Here is a 22,345-nt window from a genome sequence, read left to right as displayed (position 1 = left end):
TCAGTCTGCCGCGGTGGACCGACGCTCCAGCACGCTGTCGAGCCGGTAGTCCTTCGCCGGTCCACGTGCCTGCCATCGGACGGTCCAGCGCTCGGCGTCCCCGTCGAGCACGCCCGTGTAGTCGTCGGGCGCGCAGGCGTGCTCGACCGTGGTGCCCCACACCCAGTCGTGGAAGACCCGGCCGTCGGCGAAGCGCACCGTCCAGCGGTCGCCCGGGGCGCGGCGGACGAGCAGCGTCCGCGAGACCGGGGTCTCGCGGTCGCCGAGCGACATCGTGCCGGCCTCGTCCCAGCGGACCTCGTCCGGGGCCGTCAGCGTCAGGGTCGTCGTCCCGGTGACGGTGCCGGACGCTCCGGCGAGCCGGTCGTCGACGCGGCGGTGGAGCGTCCAGTCCCCGAGCAGGTCGGTCGGCAGCAGCGGGCTCGGCAGCGATGGGTCCGTCGGCAGCACGGGCCCAGGCTACGCGCGGAGCGCCTCGGCCCGGGCGGTACGGCGCTCGTCGTCGGAGATGACACCGCCCTGCGCTGGATCGTAGCGCGCCCGTTCCTTCCCAGGACACCCGCGATGGCGGGCGGTTCCGGGCGTACCTGGTCGAAGAGTTCCACCAGGTACGCCCGATTCCACCAGGTACGCCCGATCCCGCCAGGCGCGCCACGGGCCGGGCCCAGAGCCCGTCAGCCGCGCAGAGGCCCCGACGCCTCGATGTTCGCCCCGTCCGCGAACCCGCCGACGAGCTCGCGCAGCGCCTCCTCCGCCGTGTGCTGCGGCACCCACCCGAGCTCGCTCCGCGCCCGGTCCGTCCGCATGATCGGCACGCCGGCCGCGATGTCGACCCACCCGGCGTCGGTCGGCTGGAGTCGGAGCCGCCACGTGGTCGTGACGATCCCGCGGATCAGCCGGAGCGGCACCCGCACCGCCCCGAGCATGCCGAACGCCCGCGCGATCCGCGGCGGGGAGAGCACCGGCGTCGCCGCGATGTTGAACGCCCCCGCCGCCCGTCGGTCGATCGCCCGCCAGAACGCGTCGGCGAGGTCGTCGGCGTGCACCGCCTGGAACACGAACGGCAACGGCAACGGCAGGACCGCCCACCGGATCCACCGCACGATCGACATCGGCACCAGGTGCCCGAGGAACAACCCCCGGAGCTCGGCCGCGACCCCGCGCTGGAACACCAGTCCGGGCCGGAGCCGGGTCACGACGACCTCGGGGTGGTCCCGCTCGAAGGCGTCCATCGCCCGCTCGTTCTCGGCCTTGTGGACCGAGTACGTGGCGGTCGGGATGCCGGTCGCGGGGAAGGACTCGTCGACCGGGGTCCGCTTCCCGTCCACGTCGACGCCCCGGTACGCCCCGACCGACGACGACACCACGACCTGCCCGACACCGGCGCGGGCGACCGCGGCGAGCACGTTCGCAGTGCCCGTCACGTTCGTCCGGTGCTGCGCGGGGATGTCGTGCGTCGGTTGGAGTGCCCACGCCAGGTGCACCACGGCGTCGGCGCCCTGGAAGACCGCGGCCAGTTCATCGACGGCGCTCGGTCCGCCGATGTCGACCGCGTGCCACACGGCGACGTCGTACGGCGCGACACGCGCGTCCGGCACCCGGCGGGCGACGCCGACGACCTGCAGGCCGTCCTCGTCGCCCGCGCGGCCGTCACCGGTCAGCCGGGCGGCCGCGAGCCGCCGCAGCACCGCGGTGCCGACGTTGCCGGTGGCCCCGACCACGACGACGCGCATCAGTGGGACCGCCCCGGGCGGCCGGCCGCGAGCCGCGACGGGCCGACCATCAGGCCGCGGCCATGGACGGGTCGAGCACGACCTTGATGCAGCCGTCCTCCTTCTTCTGGAAGACCGAGTACATGTGCGGGGCGTCCTCGAGCGACACGCGGTGCGTGGTCAGGTCGAGCGTGCCGAGCGGGTCCGAGGGGTCGGACACGAGCGGCATGAGGTCGTCGACCCAGCGACGGACGTTGCACTGTCCCTCGCGGATCGTGATCTGCTTGTCGAACAGGGTCATCATCGGCATCGGGTCGGCCATGCCGCCGTAGACGCCGGACAGCGAGACCGTGCCGCCGCGGCGGACGAGGTCGATCGCCGCGTGCACCGCCGCGAGCCGGTCGACGCCCGCGGTCTCGATGGCCTTCTGCGCGAGCTTGTCGGGCAGCAGGCCGGCCGCACGCTGGGCGAACCCGGCGACCGGGTTGCCGTGCGCCTCCATGCCGACCGCGTCCACGACGCCGTCCGGACCGCGCCCGTCGGTCAGGTCGACGAGCTTCGCGACCATGTCGTCGTCGAGGTCGAACACCTCGATGCCGTGCTTCGCGCCGAGGTCGCGGCGGACCTGCTCGGGGTCGACGGCGAGCACCCGGTAGCCGAGGTGCTTGCCGATCCGGGCCGCGAACTGTCCGACCGGGCCGAGACCGAGCACCGCGAGCGTGCCGCCCTCGGGCACCTCGGCGTACTGCACGGCCTGCCACGCGGTCGGGATGATGTCGCTCATGAACAGCCACTGGTCGTCGGCGCCGGTGTCCGGCACCTTGATCGGCCCGTAGTCGGCGTGCGGCACGCGCAGGTACTCGGCCTGTCCGCCGGGGACCTGGCCGTACATCTTCGTGTACCCGAAGAGCGAGGCGCCGGTGCCGTACTCCTTCACCTGGGTCGTCTCGCACTGCGACTGGAAGCCGTGCTGGCACATCCAGCAGTGCCCGCAGGAGATGTTGAACGGCACGACCACGCGGTCGCCGACCTTGAGGTTCGTGACGGCGGAGCCGACCTCCTCGACGATGCCCATGGGCTCGTGGCCGAGGACGTCGCCCTTGTCGATGTACGGACCGAGCACCCGGTACAGGTGCAGGTCGGAGCCGCAGATCGCCGTGGAGGTGATCCGCACGATCGCGTCCGTCGGCTCCTGGATGGTCGGGTCTGGGACGGTCTCGACGGACACCTTCTCGGTGCCCTGCCAGGTGAGTGCGCGCACGTCGCGTTCCTCTCGTCGTCGCTTCGGGCCGGCCGGGAGGCACGGCTCACGTGCCCCCTTCGCTACGCGCCCGCCCCGTGGTGCGTTCCCAGCCCCGTCCCCCGCGCGCGCTGCAGGCGGCGGTGGGGCGCGCCTCCCGTCCGCACCGGATCCGCGCGAAGGAAGCCGATCCGCGCGAAGGAGGCTGATCCGCGCGAAGGAGGCCGCTTCTTCCTGCTTCCGACGCGCAGAACGGTTTCCTACTGCACGCGTGATGGGCCGGAAGGATGGCCGATCGGCCAGCCGGAGGTCCGTCCGAGCACCGATGCGCCGGGGCCGGCACAGCCGCCAGGCTCGGAGCGATGGACCACAGCACCACGCGCAGGGCGCTCCTCGTCGGCGCCACCGGCTCCCTGGCAGCCGGGCTGCTCGCAGCCTGCACGCCCGGCGCCGACGCACCCCGGGTATCCGCGACCCCGACCGTGACGTCGACTCCGACACGCAGCCCGACACCGACACCGACACCGACACCTAGCCCGACACCGACGCGACCCGCGCTGGCGAAGGCGCCCGTGCCACACGGCACCGTGACGGGACTGCCTGCGGGCACGCCGGGGATCGCGTGGACCGTGGACGACGGGGCGTCACCGGAGGTCGTCGAGGTCTACGCCCGCTTCGCCGCCGAGACCGGCACGCGCCTGACGTTCTTCGTGAACGGGAACCGACCGTCCTGGACCGAGCACGCCGACCTGCTCCGGCCCCTCGTCGAGTCCGGGCAGGTGCAGCTCGGCAACCACACGTGGGACCACCCCGCGCTCACGAAGCTCGGTGACCAGGCGATCCAGGACGAGCTCACCCGGAACCACGAGTTCATCGAACGGACGTTCGGCGTCGACGCCCGCCCGTACTTCCGGCCACCGTTCGGGTACCACGACGCCCGGGTCGACCGTGCCGCGGCCGCCGTCGGCTACACCACGCCGATGCTCTGGTACGGGACGCTCGCGGACTCGGGCGACATCTCCTCGGACCAGATCGTCGGCTTCGCGGAGCAGTGGTTCCAGCCGGCGCACGTCGTGATCGGCCACGCGAACTTCCCCGGCACGATCGGGGCGCTCCCCCGCCTGCACGCCCTGCTGGAACAGCGCGGCCTGGCGACGTACACCCTCGACGACGTGTTCTCGCGCTGACGTCCCGGCCGCCCTGCCGGGTCCCGCCGGTTCCGCCGGGTCCGCAAGACACGACGTCGGCGGCTGCTCGCAGCGCTGCACCGCTGCGAGCCGTCGCCACGGTTGCGTCTTGCGGGGGGGGGCGGGGGCGGGGCGGGGCAGAGGCGGGGTCAGGCGGGCTCAGCCAGGGCGAGGAGTGCGTCCCGCGCGACCGCGAGCTCGCGGGCATCGAGGTAGGGCGGGACGGACGATGCGGCGGCGAGCCCCTCGGCGGCGTGCCGCACGACGAGCGAGCGGCCCTCGGGCAGTCCGTCCCGGGCGAACAGGGTCCGCCAGTGCTCGGCGTCCGCCGCCACCACCGGCTCCATCCCCGGCACCGACATCAGGCCCGACCACAGCGTGTTCGGCGAGAACACCGCCATCGCCCGTTCGCTCCCACCGCAGAGCGTCCGCACGTAGGCGCGGAGCACCTTGCCGGGGCGGTTCTCGGCGAGGTCGACGTGCCGCATCACCTCGTCGACGAAGGTCTGCAGGCCGTGCTCGGCGACCGCCACGAGCAGGGCGTCCTTCGACGGGAAGTGGTGCAGCAGGCCGCTCTTCGAGACACCTGCGGCCTCGGCCACCTCGGCGACGCTCACCCGGGTGCCGCGCTCGCCGAGCAGCCGCTCCGCCGCCTCGAGCACGGCCGCCCGGGTGCGCTCGCGGTCGCGGGTGCCGTCAGTGCTCACGGGGACCATCCTGCCGGTTCGGGATCACCCGCAGCGCCACCACCGCCGCGACCGCGAGCAGGACGGCCGCGCAGACCGATGCGAGCTGCATGCCGCCGGTGAAGGCCTCCTGCGCGTGGGCGAACGCCGGCGACGACGGGTCGAGCACCTGCGCGGCGCTGGCGAGCGACTCCCGCACACGGTCCGGGGCGTCGGCGTCCAGGCGGGCCCGGTAGAACGCGGTCTGGAGCGACCCGAGCACCGCGATGCCCATGGCGACGCCGAGCTCGTACCCGGTCTCGGAGATCGCGCTGGCGGCACCGGCGCGCTCCCGCGGCGCCGCGGCGACGACCGCGTCGGTCGCCAGGGTCATCGACACCCCGACGCCGAGGCCGACCACGGCCAGCGCGAGCGCGATGCCGACGTACGTGGGCAGCCCCTCGGCGACGGCGAGCCCCGCCATGCCGACGGCGGCCACGCCGAGCCCGAGGCCGATCGACCGTCCGGGCCCGACTCGTCGCGACAGCACTCCGATGACGGCGATGACCGCGATCGACGCCACCGTCGCCGGCAGTTCCGCTGCCCCGGCGAGCAGCGGGGAGAACCCGCGGACGAGCTGCAGGTACTGCGAGAAGAAGAACAGCAGGCCGGTCAGGGCGAACACCGACAGCGAGTTCGCCACGACGGCCCCGGTGAACGCGGGGATCCGGAACAGCTGCAGGTCGATCAGGGGCGTGGTGAGCCGTCGCTGCCGCCGGACGAACCACCAGCCTGCGCCGACGCCGACGACCGCCGCCACCGGTACCGTCCAGTCGGCGCCGTGTCCGACCAGGTGCTTCACGGCGTACACGACCGGCACGATCGCGACGACGGAGAGCGCCGCCGACAGCAGGTCGATCGGCGTCCGGGCGCCGCCCTTCGACTCCGGCAGCAGGACCGCACCGGCGACGACGATCACGACGATGACGGGGATGTTGATGAGGAAGACCGAGCCCCACCAGAAGTGCTCGAGCAGTGCCCCACCCACGAGCGGTCCTGCGGCCGCGCCGCCCGTCGCGCCGGCGGACCACACGGCGATCGCCCGCGTGCGCTGCCGGGGGTCGCGGAAGATCGTCCGCACGAGCGAGAGCGTCGAGGGCATGAGCGTCGCACCGGCGATGCCGAGCAGCGCTCGAGCGGCGATGAGGACCTCGGGTCCCTGGGCGAAGGCGGCGCCGGCCGAGGCGATCCCGAACGCGACCGAGCCGATGAGCAGCAGGCGCTTCCGGCCGATCCGGTCGGCGACGTTGCCCATGGTGACGAGCAGCCCCGCGAGCGCGAACGAGTAGACGTCCCCGATCCAGAGCACCTGCGTCGCGGTCGGGTCCAGGTCGGCGGTGAGCGCGGGCACGGCGAGGGCGAGCACGGTGCCGTCGATCGCGAGCAGCACGACGGCCAGGGTCAGGACGCCGAGGGACGCCCACTCACGGGCGGTCGCGCGGTGGGTCGGGGTGGCGGCGGTCTGCGTCATGCCCCGACCCTAACCGACCATCCGGTCGGTCGTACCGACTGCCCAGTCAGCATGCAGGACCGGGGGCGGGGCACGGCTACGCGCGCAGGCGGTCCCGCTCGGCCGGCGGCAGGTGCTCGGTCGCGGTCGCGCGCGCCGCCGGCGACAGGAAGCGGCCGTTCCGCTCGAGGAACGCGACGAGCGCCGACTCCGACGCTCGTTTCCCCGTCTCGCGCAGCACCCAGCCGAGGGCCGACTGCACGGTCTCGCTCCGCTCCCGCACCAGGCGCCCGGCGATCGCGAGCGGCACCTCGGCGTCGCCCTGCTTCGCGAACGCCAGGGTCGCGACGAGCGCGATCCGCCGGACCATCGCCACGTCGGACTTGGCGAGCGCGAACAGCGGCCCGGTGGCGGCACCGACGAGCGGGGCGCCGACGAGTTCCTCGGCCGCGACGTCCACCAGGACCGCGTCCTCGAACCGCTCGGCCTTCGCCGCCGCGAGGTACTCGTCGGTCAGCTCCGGGTCGGGGTGTGCGCGCATCGCCTGCACGAGGAGCACCACGGCGACCAGCCGCGCGCCCGCGTCCTCGCTCCACAGCAGCGCCGAGCGCTCTCCCTCGTCGAGGTCGGCGGACTGCCGGGCGACGCGCCGGGCACCCGCGACGTCGCCCGGGGTCCTGGCGAACGCGGCGAGGACCGACTCGGCGTCGTGGCGCTGCATCCGCCCAGCCTAGGCGCGGGCAGAGCGGGGCCCAGCGGAACAGCGACGCCCGGACCGGGCGCGACCCGGGGCAGGGGCGTCAGACGAGCGCCGTCGACCGGTCGAACTGTTACACACCGGAAACACACTGTGTACAAACGAGCGCTGCCAGTCGTGATTGTATGCAATCACCGCACTCCTGAGCGCGACTCCACAAGGGTCGCCACGCACACCGCAGCTCCAGGAACACGATGCCCACCACCTCCGCTCGACGCCGCCGGACACTCCTCGCCGTGCCCGCCGTCGCCCTGGCCGCCTCGCTCGCACTCACCGCGTGCGTCCCGGTCCAACGCTCGAAGGCCGGCGGCGCCACCGCCGGCACCGTCACCACCCTCGCGATCGGCGACCAGCGGGTCCGCGAGGGCGGTGACCTCGTCATGGCGCTCTCCGCCGAACCGGACCGGCTCGACCCCACCACCTCGTCGTCGCTGTACACCCGGTACGTCATGGAGACGATGTGCCAGAAGCTCTTCGACATCGACGCCGAGGGCACGGTCGTCCCGATGCTCGCGACCGAACTGCCGACGGTGACGGACGACGGCAAGACCGTCACCTTCCCCGTGCACACCGGGTACCGCTTCGCCGACGGCACCCCGTTCGACGCGGACGCCGTCGTGACGACGCTCGAGCGGAACCTGACGAAGGACGACTCGAGCCGGAAGAGTGAGATGGGTCCGGTCTCGAGCATCGACGCGGTCGACGACCACACCGTCCGCATCCGCTACTCGACCCCGTTCGCCCCGATCACCGCGGCACTCGCCGACCGTGCGGGCATGGTCATGTCGCCGACCGCACTGGCGCAGGAGGGCGACGGGTTCGGCGACCACCCGGTCTGCATCGGCCCGTACAAGTTCGTCGAGCGCGTCCCGCAGACCTCGATCACCGTCGAGCGCGACCCGATGTACCACGACCCGGCGAGCGCGCACTTCGACCGGATCACCTACCGGATCATCACCGACGCCAGCATCCGCGCCCAGAACCTCAAGTCCGGGGACGTCCAGGTCGCCGACACGATCTCGACGCAGGACGTCGACGACCTCATGGAGCGGAAGGACCTGAGCGTCCTGCGCACCGGCTCGCTCGGCTACCAGGGCATCACGATCAACCTCGCCAACCAGGACGGCGTCGGCACCGATCCGAAACCCCTCGACACGCCACTCGCCACCCAGCGGAAGGTCCGCCAGGCCCTGTCCATGTCGATCAACCGCGCCGAACTCGTGCAGAGCGTGTTCCGCGGCTGGGCGGACGTCGCGTGCTCCCCGATCCCGGACACGAGTGCGTTCGCCACCGACGCGAGCAAGGCCTGCCCGGAGTACGACCCCGAGCGCGCGAAGGCACTCCTCGAGGAAGCGGGCGTCGAGCAGCCCTTCCCGGTCGAGATGGAGGTGACGAACACCCCCGACACCGTCCGGTTCGCCCAAGCGCTGCAGGCCCAGGCCCGCGCGGGCGGCTTCGCGATCACGATCACCCCGGTCGAGTACACGACCCTGCTCGACGACCAGACCCGCGGTGACTTCCAGGCGCTGCAGCTCGGCTGGTCGGGCCGGGTCGACCCGCACGGCAACATCGGCTCGTTCCTCGGCACCGGCGGCGGCAACAACTACCCCGGGTACAGCGACCCCGAGGTCGACGACCTGATCAGTCGGGCGGCGCAGGCCACCGACCAGCAGGAGCGTGCCGACCTGTACGGGCAGCTCGTCACGAAGGTGCAGCAGGACGACCCGATCATCTACCTCTACCGGACCCGCAGCATCACCGGCGTCAGCACCGACGTGGCCGGGGTGTCCACCTACGCCGACGGCGTGGTCCGACTCAGCCAGGCGGCGTTCGTGGAAGGCGGCGACAAGTGATCCGGTACGTCCTGACCCGGCTCTGGCAGGCGGCGCTCACGCTCGTCCTGGCCTCGATCGTGGTGTTCTTCGGGGTCCGGCAGCTGCCGGGCGACCCGGCCCTGGCCCTGGCGGGCGAGGAGGCGAGCCCCGAGCGGCTCGCGGCCGTCCGCGCCGACCTCGGGCTCGACGACTCCCTGCTCGTGCAGTACTGGCGCTTCGTGGCGAACGCGCTGCAGGGCGACCTCGGACAATCGACCCGCACCGGTACGCCGGTCACGGAGCTGCTCGGGTCGACGCTCCCCGTCACGCTCTGGCTCGCGCTCTACGCGATCGTCGTCGCGGTCGTCGTGGGGGTCGCCCTCGGCACGCTGGCCGAGCGCTACCGCGGGCAGTGGCCCGAGTGGATGGCGAACGCAGCGGCCCTCGTCGGGCTGAGCGTGCCGAACTTCTGGCTGGGCATCCTGGCGATCGTCTGGCTCGCCGCTGGTCTCGGGTGGTTCCCGGCATCGGGCTACGTCCCGGTGACACGCGATCCGCTCGGCGCGCTGCACCACCTGACGCTGCCGGCGCTCATCCTCGGCACCTCGTTGGCAGCCGTCATCATGCGGCAGACCCGCGCGTCGATGATCGAGACGATGAAGACCGACTTCGTCCGGACCGCCCGGGCGAAGGGGCTCAGCCGTCCGCGGGTGCTGTTCCGGTACGGCCTGCGCAACTCGATGATCGTCGTCGTCACGATCGTCGGCCTGCAACTCGGCGGTCTCATCTCGGGCGCGGTCGTCACGGAGCGCATCTTCGCCCTGCCCGGCTTCGGCAAGCTCACGCTCGACGCCGTGTTCACCCGCGACTACCCGGTCATTCAGGCCGTGGTGCTCGTGATCACCCTGGGCTACGTCCTCATCAACTTCGCCGTGGACGTCCTGTACTCCGTCATCAACCCGAAGATCCGCGTCGGAGGCGTCGCATGACCACCATCACCGCTCCCTTCGACCTGGGCTCGAGCCGCGGTCGCATCTGGAAGCAGGTCCGGACGAACCGACTCGGCATGACGGGCGGCATCATGCTCGCCGTCGTCGTGCTGGCCGGTGTCGCCGCACCGCTCGTCGCACCGCACGACCCGACCGCGACGCACTTCGACCTGCCGTTCCAGGTGCCCTTCACGGTCGGCTTCGGGTTCGGCACCGACGACCTCGGCCGCGACATCCTGTCCCGGACGCTCTACGGCATCCAGGTCTCGCTCGTCGTCGGCGTGCTGTCGGTGCTGCTCGCGGTCGTCGTCGGCACCCCGCTCGGGCTCCTCGCCGGGTACTGGCGCTGGCTGGACGCGATCATCTCGCGGCTCACCGACGTCGCCCTGGCCTTCCCGTTCCTCATCATCGCGGTGGGGCTCGCGGCGATCAGCGGTCCGAGCCTGACGAACGCCGTGATCGCGATCGGTATCTCGCACGTGCCGGCGATGATCCGGATCGTCCGCGGCGAGACCCTGCGGATCACGAGCGCCGACTTCGTGACGAGCGCGAAGACGCTGGACGCCGGCGGCGCACGCATCATCGCGCAGCACGTCCTGCCGAACTGCGTCTCGGCGATCATCGTGCAGGCCACCGTGATCATGCCGGTCGCGGTGATCGGCGAGGCGCTGCTGTCCTTCCTCGGCCTCGGCATCCAGCCGCCCACCCCGAGCCTCGGCATCATGCTCTCGGACGCGCAGCAGTACCTCGGCCAGGCGCCGTGGGCCGCCGTCGTGCCGGGTGTCGCGATCGCCGTGATCTGCCTCGGCTTCAACCTGTTCGGCGACGCCCTGCGCGACGCCCTCGACCCCACCGCCTCGGACCGGAAGTGACCATGAGCACCAACCCCGCCTTCACCACGCCCCCGGCGGAGACCACCCGACCGGACCTGCAGGGCACCTTCGGCATGGCCGCGTCGACGCACTGGATCGCGACCGCGACGGCGCAGTCGGTCCTGGAGCGCGGCGGCAACGCCTTCGACGCCGCCGTCGCCGGTGCCTTCGTCCTGCACGTCGTCGAGCCGCACCTGAACGGGCCCGGCGGTGACGTGACGGCCGTCTTCGCGACGGCGTCCGACACGGCCCCGACGGTCCTGGTGGGCCAGGGGCCGGCCCCGGCGGGCGCGACGCCGGAGCACTTCCGATCCGAAGGCCTCGACCTGGTCCCGGGAGCGGGTGCCCTGGCGGCCGCCGTGCCCGGCGCCGTCGACGCGTGGCTGCTGCTCCTCGCCGAGCACGGCACGTGGGAGCTCGCCGACGTGCTCGCCCCCGCGATCGGCTACGCCCGCGACGGTCACCCGGTCGCACCGCGGGTGGTCGCCACCATCGCGACGGTGCAGGACCTGTTCCGCGACCACTGGCCGACCTCCGCCGAGCGGTGGCTGCCGGGAGGCTCGGTGCCGGTCGCCGGGACGATGGTGCGCAACGAGGCCTACGCCTCGGTCCTGGAACGGCTCGTGCAGGCCGGGTCCGGTGTCACGCCGGGCGACGACACCGCCGACGCGCGCGTCGCGCGCATCGAGGCGGCCCGCACCGAGTGGGCCGAGGGCTCCGTCGCGCAGGCGATCGACGCGTTCGTCCGCACCCCGCACCGGCATGCGTCGGGGACCGACCACGCCGGCGTGATCCGGGCGTCGGACCTCGCCGCGTTCCGTGCGTCGACCGAGCCCGCGACGACCGCCGAGTTCCGCGGGCACACGATCGCGAAGACCGGACCGTGGGGCCAGGGTCCGGCGCTCCTGCAGACCCTCCGCCTGCTCGAGCCGCTGGACGACGAGCGGCTCGACCCGTCGACCGTCCTCGGCGCACACACGATCGCCGAGGCGCAGAAGCTCGCCCTCGCCGATCGCGAGGCGTACTACGGCGACGGCGACGTCCCGATGGCCGAGCTGCTCTCGGACGCCTACTCCGACGAGCGCCGTGCCCTGATCGGTGACCGCGCGTCGCACGAGCTCCGCCCGGGCACGGTCTCGGTGCCGGCCGGTGCGCTGCCGCCGCTCCGCGTGACCTACACGCCGGGCGGCGAGCCGATCGCCGGCGTCGGCGAGCCGACCGTGCCGGGTGCCCGGGGCAACGCGGTGGCCGTACCGGCCGAGGACGCACCCGTGCACGAGGACCGCGGCGAGCCGATCGTTATGGCGACCGGCGAGACCCGCGGCGACACCTGCCACATCGACGTCGTCGACCGCTGGGGCAACATCGTCAGCGCGACCCCGTCCGGCGGGTGGCTGCAGTCGTCGCCGACGATCCCGGAGCTCGGGTTCTGCCTCGGCACCCGCATGCAGATGACCTGGCTCGAGGAGGGCACGGCGTCCACGCTGACCCCCGGCGCCCGGCCCCGCACGACGCTCACACCGACGCTCGTGCTCCGGGACGGCGAGCCCGTCGTCGCGATGGGCAGCCCGGGCGGCGACCAGCAGGACCAGTGGCAGCTGCTGTTCCTGCTCCGCACGATCGTCGGCGGGTGGAGCCCGCAGCAGGCGATCGACGCCCCCGCGCTGCACACGACGTCGTTCCCGGGGTCGTTCTGGCCCCGCACCTGGACCCCCGGCGGCCTCGTCGTCGAGGACCGCCTGGGCGACGACGTCATCGCCGGGCTCGAGGAGCTCGGCCACGTCGTCACCCGCGCCGGCGACTGGTCGCTCGGCCGCCTGTCGTGCGTGACGCGCGACCCCGACACCGGCGTCCTGGGCGCCGCCGCCAACCCGCGAGGAGCACAGGGCTATGCCGCAGGACGCTGAGAACGTGACGACGACCACCGGGGCCGCACCGCGCCTCCCGTCCGGAGCCGACACCCTGCTCTCCGTCCGCGACCTGCGGGTCGCGTTCGGCGACCGCGAGGTCCTGCACGGCGTCGACCTCGACGTCCGCCGCGGCGAGCGCGTCGCGATCGTCGGCCAGTCCGGCTCGGGCAAGTCGACGCTCATCGCGGCCCTGCTCCGGCTCCTGCCGGGCGCCGGGCACATCACCGGCGGCGAGATCCGTCTGGGCGACGACGACATCGCCCACGCTGACGAGGCGCTCATGCGACGCGTCCGGGGCGGACGGATCGGGCTCGTCCCGCAGGACCCGTCGACGAACCTCAACCCGTCGATGCGGGTCGGCGCGCAGATCGCCGACGCACTGCGGGCCGGCGGTCTGCGGGGACGCTCCGCGATCCGGCAGCAGGTCGTGGCGCTCATGACCGAGGCCGGCATCCCCGAGGCCGCACGCCGGGCGGACCAGTTCCCGCACGAGTTCTCCGGCGGCATGCGGCAGCGCATCCTCATCGCCGTGGCGCTCGCGCGTCAGCCCGAGCTGCTCATCGCCGACGAGCCGACCAGCGCCCTCGACGTGACGGTGCAGCGGCAGATCCTCGACCACCTGCAGACGCTGGTCGACCAGCACGGCACGACGCTGCTCTTCGTGACGCACGACCTCGGCGTCGCGGCGGACCGGACCGACCGTGTCGTCGTGATGCTCGACGGCGACATCGTGGAGCAGGGTGCCCCCGAGGCGATCCTCCGCGACCCGCAGCACGAGTACACGAAGCGGCTCATCGCGGCGGCGCCGGCGCTGTCCGGGGTGGCGCCGGAGCCCGTGTCCCCCGGTGAGCCGATCCTCGTCGTGTCCGACCTGGTCAAGGAGTACAAGCTGCGCGGCCGTGGTGCGGGCACCCTCAGGGCCGCCGACGGGGTGTCGTTCGCCGTCCGTCGGGGCACGACCACCGCGGTGGTCGGCGAGTCCGGCTCCGGCAAGACGACCGTGGCCCGCATCGTGCTCGGGCTCGAGACGCCGACGTCGGGCACCGCCCTGGTGGACGGGAAGTCCATCGGGACCGCCCGTGGCGCCGAGCGGCGGGAGATCCGACGCCGGGTGCAGCCGGTGTTCCAGGACCCGTACGGGTCGCTCGACCCGACCTCCACCATCGAGCGGATCATCGACGAGCCCCTGCGGGTCTTCGGGATCGGCGACCGGGCCTCGCGGACCGAGCGGGTGTGCACGCTCCTCGACCAGGTCGCACTGCCCCGCGAGGTCGCGCAGCTCCGGCCGAACGAGCTGTCCGGCGGGCAGCGGCAGCGCGTCGCGATCGCCCGCGCGCTGGCGCTCGAGCCGGAGTTGATCATCCTCGACGAGGCGGTCTCGGCGCTCGACGTGCTCGTGCAGGAGCAGATCCTGGCGCTGCTCGAGGAACTGCAGGACCGGCTCGGCCTGAGCTACCTGTTCATCACGCACGACCTCGGGGTGGTCCGACGGATCGCCGACGACGTCGTGGTGATGCGCCGCGGCGAGGTCGTCGAGCGGGGCAGCGTCGCGGCGGTGTTCGACGATCCGCAGGAGCAGTACACGAGGGACCTGCTCGACGCGATCCCGGGGCGCTCGCTCGCCGAGGCGGCTGCGTGACGCGTTCCCGGGCCGCCGAACGGCACCGTGTGGCACGATCGGCACCGTGCTGAACGGGACGAGCGTCATCGACGCCATCCGCCACGACATCGTGACGGGGGCGCTGCAGCCCGGCACCCGGGTGACCGAGGCGTTCCTCGCGGAGCGGCACGGAGTGTCCCGGGTGCCGGTCCGCGAGGCGCTCCGCGGGCTCGAGGGCGAGGGCTTCGTCGTGTCGCGTCCCAACGTCGGCTCCCGCATCGCCGACATCCCGTTCGACGAGGCCGACGACCTGTTCGCCGTCCGCGAGTCGCTCGAGACCGCCACCGCCCGCCGCGCCGCCACCCGGGCGCGCACGCTGTTCGCCGCCGATGCCCCGCCCGAGGACTGGTGGCGGGTGCGCCGCGAGCTCGGGGTCGTCCTCGACGAGGGGGACGCGGCCGTCGAGCGGGACGAGCTCGACCTGCTCGTCGACCTGAACGAGCGCTTCCACCTGCTCGTCGCCGAGCTCTCCGGCAGCACGACCCTCGCGACCCTGCTCCGCCAGCTGTCCCGCAAGATCGAGTGGCTCTACGCCCTCGACACCTCGTCGCGCGGCAAGCGGCTGTGGCCGGACCACCGGCGCATCCTCGCGGCGATCGACGCGGGTGACGTGGACCAGGCCGCCGAGCGGATGGCGTGGCACGTGCGGGAGAGCCGCATCGGGTACGCGGCTCGGTCCTCCCCGGAGCAGGCACACGCCCTGCGCGACGCCGGCCCCGCCGTCTGAGCACGCGGCCCCGCCCGCGCCCCTGCCCCCGCTCGCGGCCGCGGCCGCGCGACGATGGAGCAGAAGACGCCGAGTGCGACCACACGACCCGACGTCTCCTGCTCCACCGAACTGCGCTAGAGCGTCGGCACGACCACCGCGCGGCCGGACAGCTCCCCGGCCTCGAGCTTCCGGTAGGCCTCGAGGGCGTCACGCAGCGCGAACCGCTCGACGTCCGGCTCGATCTGGCCCGCCCGGTACATCGCGACCACCTCGTGCAGGTCCTCGATCGTGCCCCAGTACGTGTTCGTGATCGTCGACTCGTACGGTGTCGAGAAGAAGTTCCACTCGACCGTGCCCCCGGCGATCCCGACGACCGTGAGTCGCCCGCCGATCGCCATCGAGGCCTTCGCCGTCGCGATCGTCGGCGTCGCACCCACGAAGTCGAACGCCGCATCGACGCCCTTCCCGCCGGTGAGCTCACGGATCGCTGCGGCCTGGTCGGGCCCGGCCGGCACGGTCACGGCGCCGTGAGCCGCGGCGCGGTCCATGGCGTCCTGCTTGGTGTCGGTCGCGATGACCGTGGCGCCGGTGAGAGCGGTGAGGATCTGCACGGCGATCTGCCCGAGACCGCCGAGTCCGACCACGAGCGCGTACTTCCCGCCGCCAGCCAGGTTCGGCATCGCGGCCTTGATCGCGTGGTACGGCGTGAGGCCGGCGTCGCTGAGCGGTGCGGCGGCGATCGGGTCGGCGTCCCCGAGGGGCACGAGGTTGCGGGCCGGCACGGTCACGTACTCGGCCATCCCGCCGTCCCGCCCGAGGCCGATCCCGGCGTACGGGTTCGTCGCCGCGTGCTCGCAGTAGGTGTCCTGACCCTTGGAGCAGTACGAGCAGTGCCCGCAGCCCACCGGCCCGTACACGAGGTAGGCGTCTCCCTCGGTGAAGCCGGTGACGCCGTCACCGACGGCCTCGACCCAGCCGGAGTTCTCGTGCCCGAGCACGAACCCCGGGGCCTGCGCACCCGGCTGCCCCTCCTGGAACTCGCGGTAGACGGCGACGTCGGAGTGGCACGCCCCGGCACCGGCGACCTTGAGCAACACCTCCCCCGGGCCCGGGACGGGCTTCTCGACCTCGGTCAGGACGGGGAACGTCTGGTACTGCTCGAACACGACGGCGTGCATGGGTGTCCTCCTTCGACACACGCAGACTACGCCTGTCGTTCAGCGCGACAGGTGTCGCCTCGATGACCGGACGCCGCGGGTGGGCCGTCACACTCCGACCACCTGCGTCTTCCCCGAGAGCCGGTTGCGAGAACGAGCGTTCTCCGATTGACTGGCATCGGCCCTGAACGGGGTCTCCCCCAACGAAAGGAGCGGACATGCCCACGCGCACCGCACGCACCGCCTGGCACGGCGGCCTCAACGACGGTTCCGGCCAGGTCGAGCTGTCGAGCTCGAAGGTCGGCACGTACGACGTCTCCTTCCCGAAGCGCGCCGCGGACGAGGCCGGTGGCACCACCAGCCCCGAGGAGCTCATCGCCGCGGCCCACTCGGCCTGCTACGCGATGCAGTTCTCCGCGATCCTCGGCGAGGCCGGCGGCACGGTCGAGGCCCTCGACGTCAAGGCCGACGTCTCGCTCGGCCCGGACAGCGCCGGCGGTTTCAAGCTCACCGGCATCACCCTCACCGTCAACGGCGAGGTCTCCGGCATCGACGAGGCCGCCTTCCTGAAGGCCGCCGACGAGGCCAAGGCGACCTGCCCGGTCTCCAAGGCGCTCACCGGCGTCGACATCGAGCTGCAGGCGACCTTCGAGCAGTAGTCGTCACCGATCGACGGACGGGAGGCGCGGTGCCAGCTGGCACCGCGCCTCCCGTCCGTCCGTCGGTACCGTGGGCGCATGCGCCGCCTCTTCCGCCCCCGGACCCACTCCGCCCTGTGGCTCGGCATCCTGGTGGCGGTCGTCGGCGTCGTCCTCGTCATCGCCGCACCGCCGTCATCGTCCGGCTGGTTCGTGACCGCACCGGAGTCCGACTTCTCGTACGTGGCCGGCGTCCACCCGTGGCAGCTCGTCGTCGGACCGGCACTCGTCCTCGTGGGCGCGGTCGTGGCGGCCTTCGCGGCCGGACGGCTCAGCGCACAGCGCGGACGCTGAACGCGTCCAGCCGACGTCCGGACTCGGGCGCGAGCGGCTGGCACCATTGACGGATGGCCGAGCAGTTCCTCCCCGGCGTGCCACGGCCCGGGCGACCGCCCCGGCCGCGCGTCCGCAACCTCGCACAGCACGACATCCGCGACGCCCGCGCCCGGCTCCGCGGCACCATCTACGAGGACGTCACGCCCGACACCCGTTCCCGCGAGCAGTACTCGCCCGTGCAGATCGTCGACTTCTGCCTCGACCTGGCCGAGGTGATGCTCGCGTCCGGTGCTGACACCCGCAGTGTCGAGACCGCCGTCGTCGCGGTGTCCACGAAGTGGAACCTCGCTCCCCTCGACCTCGACTTCTCCGGCAGCTCGGTCACCATCCAGTACGCCCCGGCAGACCACCCACCGCTCGTGAAGGTCCGCACGGTCCAGTCCGACGGCTCCGACCTCGACCGACTCGCGCGGGCGAACCAGATCGTCGACGACCTGGTGCACGGCGAACGCGACATGACGAGCGCGGTGAGCGCCCTGGTCGCCGTGCTGCGACTGCCCACCCGCTGGCCGACCTGGCTCGCCGACGTCGGGCTCTCGGTGCTCGGCACGTCGATCGCGATGCAGGCCGGCGGCGGATGGCGCGCCGGCGTCGGGGCGTTCGTGCTCATGCTCGGGATCATCGTGTCCGGGCGTTGGCTCACCGGCCGGGGCTTCCCGCAGTTCTTCGTGTCCGGCGCACAGGCCGCGGTCGCCTCGGCGATCGGCACCCTCGCCATCTGGGGTGAGGTCCTCACAGCGACGGGTGCCGCCACGATGGTCGCCGCGCTCGTCGTGCTGCTGCTGCCACACGTGTCGCTCGTGACCTGGGCGCAGGACGCGATCTCCGGCTTCCGGGCGATGGCCGTGGCGCGGGCGTTCTACATCCTGCTCGTGATCGCCGCGATCGTCGTGGGGGTCCCCGCGGGCATCGCGGCGCTGCAGTGGCTCCGGATCGAGGTCGACCCGTCCGGGATCGTCCTGCAACCGCTGCCGCTCTGGGCGTCCCTGTCGCTGACGGTCGTGTCCGCGGCGGCGAACTGCTTCGTGCAGCAGGCCAGTGCCCGGGTGATCCCGGTGGCGGTGGTGTTCTCGGTCGCCGCCGGGGCGTTCCTCTGGGAGCTCCGGCACCTCGGCATGCCGCTCCTCGGGGCGACGTTCATCGCCTCGGTGCTGCTCGGCGTGCTCTCCACGATCGCTGCGGCACGGATGCGCACGGCCGTGGCGGCCATCGCGGTGCCCGCGTTCTGCGGCGCCCTGCTGCCCGGTGTCGCGGTGTCGGACGCGTTGCTGCACTTCATGTCAGGGTCGTCCGGGGCCGCGCTCGACTTCGTGGCGGCGGTCTCGGTGGCGCTCGGCATCGGCGCGGGGCTCGTGCTCGGCGGGCTCGTGGCGACCCCGGGCGCGCGGCGGGCCCTTCGTCGCGCGCGGCGGGTCACCGTGCACTCGGTCCACAACGACACGACCGCGATCCCCGTGCTGCGCGACACCGGGTACGACCCCGGCAACGGCTCCGTGCCGCGGGGGCACCGCCCGCGCTGACGGCCCGCTGAGCCCGGGACGCCGGTGCTCGCGCGGTCTGCCGCGTGCTCACGCCGGTCTGTTCCGCGAAAGCGACAGTGCAGGCCCGACCGTCGGGCGTGCACTGTCGCTTTCGCGGAACCCTCGCGGGGCTGCCGCGCGCCGCGGGGCTGCCGCGAGCCGCGGGGCTCAGCCCTTGTCGGAGACGGCCTTCGTCACCGCGGTGGGCGCGTCGTAGTCGCCGCCCGGGATCGCCTTGAGCGCGTCGAGGACGTCACCGGGGGCGCCCTCCTTCTCGGCGGTCGCGACGATGTCCTCCTTCGAGGCGGGGTAGTCGATGCCGCTGAGGTACTTCTGGACCTGGATCGGGTTCGGTGCTGCCATGTCGGCTCCTTCCGTCGGAGACTCCACGACTACGCCGGTGCCCCTGCGTACCGGAACGGTGAGTGCGCCTTGCGGCTCAGATCTCCCAGCTGCCGCCGTCGCTCCACGTCGAGAAGCGCTGAGCAGCGTGCGGCTCGTACCGTTCCATCCAGCCGCGCTCGAGTCGGGCGACCGCACGGTCGAACGCCGGCACCAGGTCGAGGTCCGCGCGCAGCATCGCCTGGAGCTGCAGCCCCTCGTACAGCGCGATGAGCTGCTCCGCACCACGGCGCGGGTCCATCGTGTGCGGTGCGCGCCCCACGGCGATGTCGTGCTCGAGCCCGCGCTTGATCTGCGAGTAGAAGAGCTGGTAGCGCGACCGCAGGTAGGTGGCCATCGGGTGCGCCGGGTTGCCCGCGACGGAGAGCAGTGCGACGAGCAACCGCATGAGGGCCGGGTCCTCGGCGTTCGAGGCGACGATCGCGCGGAGCAGCTCGACGGTGGAGCCGTCCCCGACCTCGCGCGTGACCTCGTCCATCCGGGCGCCGTTCCACCGGTCCAGGGCCGCGAGCACCAGGCCGTCCCACGAGGGGAAGTGCTGTCGCAGCTCCTCGGTCGTGATGCCCATGCGCTCGGCGACGAGTCCGACGTGCGCCTCGTGGAAGGGCACGTCGCGGAGCAGGTCGACCGTGGCGCCGACGATCGTGATCCGCAGGTGCAGTGTGGCGGCCGCGGCGGCTGCCGCCTGCGTGTCCGCGCTGGTGTGTTCGAGCATCATGCCCTCCGTCGTGCGGCGGACGTCCTGTCCGCTCCTCCATCCAAGCGCAGTGGCGGGGGGACACAGCATCCCCGGTACGGGTGTCGGCATGTCGGGGGACAAGCGTCGTCCCGCAGCGGCGTCCCGGGCAGGCGTGCGACCATGCCGCCATGACTCCCGAGGACCCCATCGCGCAGGGACTCGCCACCATGGCGTCGGCGGGCTTCGAGTTCGGCGGTGACGACGAGCAGGTCGCGCACGACGTGCGGACCATGTGGCAGCAGCTCGGTTCACCGGCGGGCGCGTTCGACGCGGCGGCCCGGGCGATCGCGCGACTACCGCAGCGACCGGAGGTCCCGATCGCGGACCAGGCGCGCCGCCGGGCCTTCGAACGAGCGATCGGCATCAACCCGGTCGAGGTCGAGCTCACCGCGGCGATGTCCGCACGGGAGCTGCTGGAGCGGATGGCGCGGTCGGTCGCCTGCTGACGCGACCGTCGGACGGACGGGAGGCGCGGTGCCAGCCGGCACCGCGCCTCCCGTCCGCATCGTTGCGACTACGGCGTCGGCATGCCGCCGTCGACGTGGAGCGTCTCGCCGACCACGTAGGACGACTCCCCGCTCGCGAGGAACACGAACGCCGGCGCGAGCTCGGCGGGCTGGCCCCAGCGACCCAGGTAGGTCTGCTCGCCCGCGGACGGCAGCGCCTCCGGCGGCTGCCCGCCGGCCGGCTGCAGCGGCGTCCAGATCGGGCCGGGGGCGACGGCGTTGACGCGGATGCCCTTCGGTGCGAGCTGCGCCGCGAGGCCCTTCGCCATGTTGTTCACGGTGGCCTTCGTGGCGGCGTAGTGCACGAGGTGCGGCGACGGCGCGTACGCCTGGATCGACGTGGTGTTGATGATCGTCGAACCGGGCTGCATGTGCGGGACGGCCGCCTTGGTGATGCGGAAGGTCGCGTAGGCGTTCGTCTTGAAGGTCTCGTCGAACTCCTCGTCCGAGATCTTCGTGATGTCGTCGACGTTCTGCTGCTTGCCGGCGTTGTTCACCAGGATGTCGATCCCGCCGAGGCCGTCGACGGCCTTCTGGACGAGCTCCTCGCAGAACGCCAGGTCCTTGATGTCACCGGGGATCGCGACGGCTGTGCGCCCCGCTGCCTCGATGAGGCCGACGATGCGGTCGGCGTCCTCCTGCTCCTCGGGGAGGTAGACGATCGCGACGTCGGCGCCCTCCCGGGCGTAGGCGATCGCGACCGCTGCGCCGATGCCCGAGTCGCCACCGGTCACGAGTGCCTTGCGGCCCTGCAGACGACCGGAGCCGCGGTAGGTGTCCTCGCCGTGGTCGGCGGGGACGTTCTGCGCCATCTCCTCGTCGGTGCCGGCACCCTCGAGGTACTGCTCGTCCGGCTTCTTGTCGGCGTACATCTTCGTGGGGTCCTGCATCGAGTACTGGTCCAGCCCCGACTGACCGGGCCCCGTCTGGTCGTTCTGCTGCTCCGTCATGGCCTGGACGGTACGCACCCGCACAGGGTCGTCCGTCCAGCCAGGCGTCCCCCGCAACGGATCCGTGACACATCCCCAAGATCACGAACACGTGACGAGCGGGCTGCGATTCGGTAACACCTGTCGTCCTGTGCGGAGTCAGGTCGTACGGTCGACTGGTGTCCCCTCGTACTGCGCTCGCGCTCGGCGCCGCCGTGCTCGCCTTCACGGCAGCCACGGTCGGAGCGGACGCGACCGTTTCCGGAGGCGTGACGCCGGCTGCCGCCGCTGAGGACCGCAGCGACGTCGCGGTGACCGACGCGGCCAGCGCGCAGGTCACGAGCCGTGCGCTCCGACGTGTGGACACCATCGAGCTCGGCGCCGAGGGACTCGTGTTCCGCGATGACGACGACGCCGTGGCCGACGTGTCGATGCGCGACGCCCGCTCCACCGTCGACCTGCTCAACCGGCTCCTCGGGACGCCCTCCCGGACGCAGACCGCGGTCGGCGACGGCGGCGCGTGCTTCCCGTCCGGCACCACCTACACCTGGGGCGGCGCCGTCCGGGTCGCGGCCCTGCGCACACCGACCTCCGTCGGCAACGCGGTGGAGATTCGCGTGTTGAAGGACTCCGTCCGGTCCAGGACGGGCGATCGGGTCGAACTCACCGGCCCCGACGGCGTCCAGGTCGGCGACGACGTCGAGGACGAGCTGCGCGCGGCACCGGATGCGGACAAGGTCGCCTTCGGCTCCGGTGACGCCCGCGCCTGGCAGCTGCTGCTCCAGCCGGGGTGGGACCCTGCCGACACCACGTCCGGGCGCACGTCCGACAGCACGGCCGCCCCGACGGAGCCGCGCACCGAGCGGGGCACCCCGGGTTCGCGGCCGACCGACGCGGCCGCCGCGGACGAAGACGAGCAGGGCACCAACGGCGTCTCCGCCTTGACGAACGGTACCGAGGTCACCGTCATCGGCTCGCCCATGCCGGTGCACACCCGCCGGTCCTGCTGACCGGCACCCTCCTGCAGCGCGAG

Annotated in this window: 22 protein-coding genes; 12 read left to right on the top strand and 10 right to left on the bottom strand. The window is 72.8% G+C overall.

All coding sequences use genetic code 11. From position 1 onward, the window contains the following. From DEJ22_RS01270 to DEJ22_RS01260, 3 genes are all read right to left on the bottom strand, one after another. Positions 1-450 (bottom strand): DUF6314 family protein, encoded by a 450-nt coding sequence (locus DEJ22_RS01270; protein WP_111228477.1) that lies wholly within the window; start codon positions 448-450, stop codon positions 1-3. Positions 451-674: 224 nt separating this feature from the next. Beyond that, positions 675-1,733 carry an NAD-dependent epimerase/dehydratase family protein gene (locus tag DEJ22_RS01265; RefSeq protein WP_111228476.1) on the bottom strand — a complete coding sequence of 353 codons (1,059 nt, stop codon included), beginning with the start codon at positions 1,731-1,733 and terminating at the stop codon, positions 675-677. Positions 1,734-1,782: 49 nt separating this feature from the next. Then, a complete protein-coding gene (locus tag DEJ22_RS01260) occupies positions 1,783-2,973 on the bottom strand; it encodes a zinc-dependent alcohol dehydrogenase (protein ID WP_111228475.1) in 1,191 nt (396 codons plus the stop codon). Between the two features lie 551 nt (positions 2,974-3,524). Between DEJ22_RS01260 and DEJ22_RS01255 the strand changes: the two genes are divergently transcribed. Beyond that, positions 3,525-4,139: a polysaccharide deacetylase family protein gene (locus DEJ22_RS01255; protein WP_181430993.1), complete on the top strand. Its 615-nt coding sequence runs from the start codon at positions 3,525-3,527 to the stop codon at positions 4,137-4,139. 149 nt (positions 4,140-4,288) lie between these two features. Here the strand turns inward: DEJ22_RS01255 and DEJ22_RS01250 are convergent, their stop codons facing one another. The 3 genes from DEJ22_RS01250 to DEJ22_RS01240 all read right to left on the bottom strand — a co-directional run bounded on the left by DEJ22_RS01250 (position 4,289) and on the right by DEJ22_RS01240 (position 7,035). Beyond that, complete coding sequence (locus DEJ22_RS01250; RefSeq protein WP_258379707.1) at positions 4,289-4,846, bottom strand: TetR/AcrR family transcriptional regulator; 558 nt, start codon at positions 4,844-4,846, stop codon at positions 4,289-4,291. Next, complete coding sequence (locus DEJ22_RS01245) at positions 4,836-6,335, bottom strand: MFS transporter (protein ID WP_111228034.1); 1,500 nt, start codon at positions 6,333-6,335, stop codon at positions 4,836-4,838. Before DEJ22_RS01245 ends, DEJ22_RS01250 begins: the two co-directional genes overlap by 11 nt. Positions 6,336-6,411: 76 nt before the next feature. Further along, positions 6,412-7,035, bottom strand: coding sequence for a DNA alkylation repair protein (locus DEJ22_RS01240; RefSeq protein ID WP_111228033.1), 624 nt, complete (start codon positions 7,033-7,035; stop codon positions 6,412-6,414). Positions 7,036-7,265: 230 nt separating this feature from the next. Between DEJ22_RS01240 and DEJ22_RS01235 the strand changes: the two genes are divergently transcribed. The 6 genes from DEJ22_RS01235 to DEJ22_RS01210 are packed head-to-tail and all read left to right on the top strand — an operon-like array spanning position 7,266 to position 15,043. Further along, positions 7,266-8,924, top strand: a complete 1,659-nt coding sequence (locus DEJ22_RS01235; RefSeq protein WP_111228032.1) for an ABC transporter substrate-binding protein — start codon at positions 7,266-7,268, stop codon at positions 8,922-8,924. Beyond that, the gene (locus DEJ22_RS01230; RefSeq protein ID WP_111228031.1) at positions 8,921-9,874 is read left to right on the top strand and encodes an ABC transporter permease; all 954 of its coding nucleotides are present in this window, start codon (positions 8,921-8,923) and stop codon (positions 9,872-9,874) included. Before DEJ22_RS01235 ends, DEJ22_RS01230 begins: the two co-directional genes overlap by 4 nt. Further along, complete coding sequence (locus tag DEJ22_RS01225) at positions 9,871-10,746, top strand: ABC transporter permease (protein WP_058727517.1); 876 nt, start codon at positions 9,871-9,873, stop codon at positions 10,744-10,746. The genes DEJ22_RS01230 and DEJ22_RS01225 overlap by 4 nt, the downstream gene beginning before the upstream one ends. Before the next feature lie 2 nt (positions 10,747-10,748). Next, a complete protein-coding gene (locus DEJ22_RS01220) occupies positions 10,749-12,653 on the top strand; it encodes a gamma-glutamyltransferase family protein (RefSeq protein ID WP_111228030.1) in 1,905 nt (634 codons plus the stop codon). Then, entirely contained in the window at positions 12,637-14,295 is a 1,659-nt protein-coding gene (locus DEJ22_RS01215; protein ID WP_111228029.1) for an ABC transporter ATP-binding protein, read from the top strand. Before DEJ22_RS01220 ends, DEJ22_RS01215 begins: the two co-directional genes overlap by 17 nt. A 46-nt stretch (positions 14,296-14,341) precedes the next feature. Further along, positions 14,342-15,043 carry a GntR family transcriptional regulator gene (locus tag DEJ22_RS01210; RefSeq protein ID WP_258379706.1) on the top strand — a complete coding sequence of 234 codons (702 nt, stop codon included), beginning with the start codon at positions 14,342-14,344 and terminating at the stop codon, positions 15,041-15,043. A gap of 116 nt (positions 15,044-15,159) precedes the next feature. Here DEJ22_RS01210 and DEJ22_RS01205 read toward each other — a convergent pair whose 3' ends face one another. Beyond that, positions 15,160-16,203: an NAD(P)-dependent alcohol dehydrogenase gene (locus DEJ22_RS01205; RefSeq protein ID WP_111228028.1), complete on the bottom strand. Its 1,044-nt coding sequence runs from the start codon at positions 16,201-16,203 to the stop codon at positions 15,160-15,162. 197 nt (positions 16,204-16,400) lie between these two features. Here DEJ22_RS01205 and DEJ22_RS01200 point away from each other — a divergent pair, with 197 nt between their 5' ends. The 3 genes from DEJ22_RS01200 (at position 16,401) to DEJ22_RS01190 (ending at position 18,736) form a co-directional block, all read left to right on the top strand. Further along, positions 16,401-16,841: an OsmC family peroxiredoxin gene (locus DEJ22_RS01200; RefSeq protein ID WP_111228027.1), complete on the top strand. Its 441-nt coding sequence runs from the start codon at positions 16,401-16,403 to the stop codon at positions 16,839-16,841. 78 nt (positions 16,842-16,919) lie between these two features. After that, on the top strand, positions 16,920-17,174 hold the full coding sequence (locus tag DEJ22_RS01195) for a hypothetical protein (protein WP_111228026.1): 255 nt from the start codon (positions 16,920-16,922) through the stop codon (positions 17,172-17,174). Between the two features lie 53 nt (positions 17,175-17,227). After that, a complete protein-coding gene (locus tag DEJ22_RS01190) occupies positions 17,228-18,736 on the top strand; it encodes a threonine/serine exporter family protein (RefSeq protein ID WP_111228025.1) in 1,509 nt (502 codons plus the stop codon). A 168-nt stretch (positions 18,737-18,904) separates the two neighbouring features. Here DEJ22_RS01190 and DEJ22_RS01185 read toward each other — a convergent pair whose 3' ends face one another. Beyond that, positions 18,905-19,099 carry a DUF2795 domain-containing protein gene (locus DEJ22_RS01185; protein WP_111228024.1) on the bottom strand — a complete coding sequence of 65 codons (195 nt, stop codon included), beginning with the start codon at positions 19,097-19,099 and terminating at the stop codon, positions 18,905-18,907. A 76-nt stretch (positions 19,100-19,175) separates the two neighbouring features. Beyond that, on the bottom strand, positions 19,176-19,856 hold the full coding sequence (locus DEJ22_RS01180; protein WP_111228023.1) for a TetR/AcrR family transcriptional regulator: 681 nt from the start codon (positions 19,854-19,856) through the stop codon (positions 19,176-19,178). Positions 19,857-20,005: 149 nt separating this feature from the next. Here DEJ22_RS01180 and DEJ22_RS01175 point away from each other — a divergent pair, with 149 nt between their 5' ends. Further along, positions 20,006-20,323, top strand: a complete 318-nt coding sequence (locus tag DEJ22_RS01175; protein WP_146241798.1) for a hypothetical protein — start codon at positions 20,006-20,008, stop codon at positions 20,321-20,323. Between the two features lie 68 nt (positions 20,324-20,391). Here DEJ22_RS01175 and DEJ22_RS01170 read toward each other — a convergent pair whose 3' ends face one another. Next, positions 20,392-21,333, bottom strand: a complete 942-nt coding sequence (locus DEJ22_RS01170; RefSeq protein WP_111228057.1) for an SDR family oxidoreductase — start codon at positions 21,331-21,333, stop codon at positions 20,392-20,394. Positions 21,334-21,491: 158 nt separating this feature from the next. Between DEJ22_RS01170 and DEJ22_RS01165 the strand changes: the two genes are divergently transcribed. Then, a complete protein-coding gene (locus DEJ22_RS01165; RefSeq protein WP_111228021.1) occupies positions 21,492-22,322 on the top strand; it encodes a hypothetical protein in 831 nt (276 codons plus the stop codon). The last annotated feature ends 23 nt before the right edge of the window (positions 22,323-22,345 follow it).

Origin of the sequence: Curtobacterium sp. MCSS17_007 (assembly GCF_003234175.2) — a bacterium.
GTDB lineage: Bacteria > Actinomycetota > Actinomycetes > Actinomycetales > Microbacteriaceae > Curtobacterium.
This window is presented reverse-complemented; position numbering and strand designations above follow the sequence as displayed.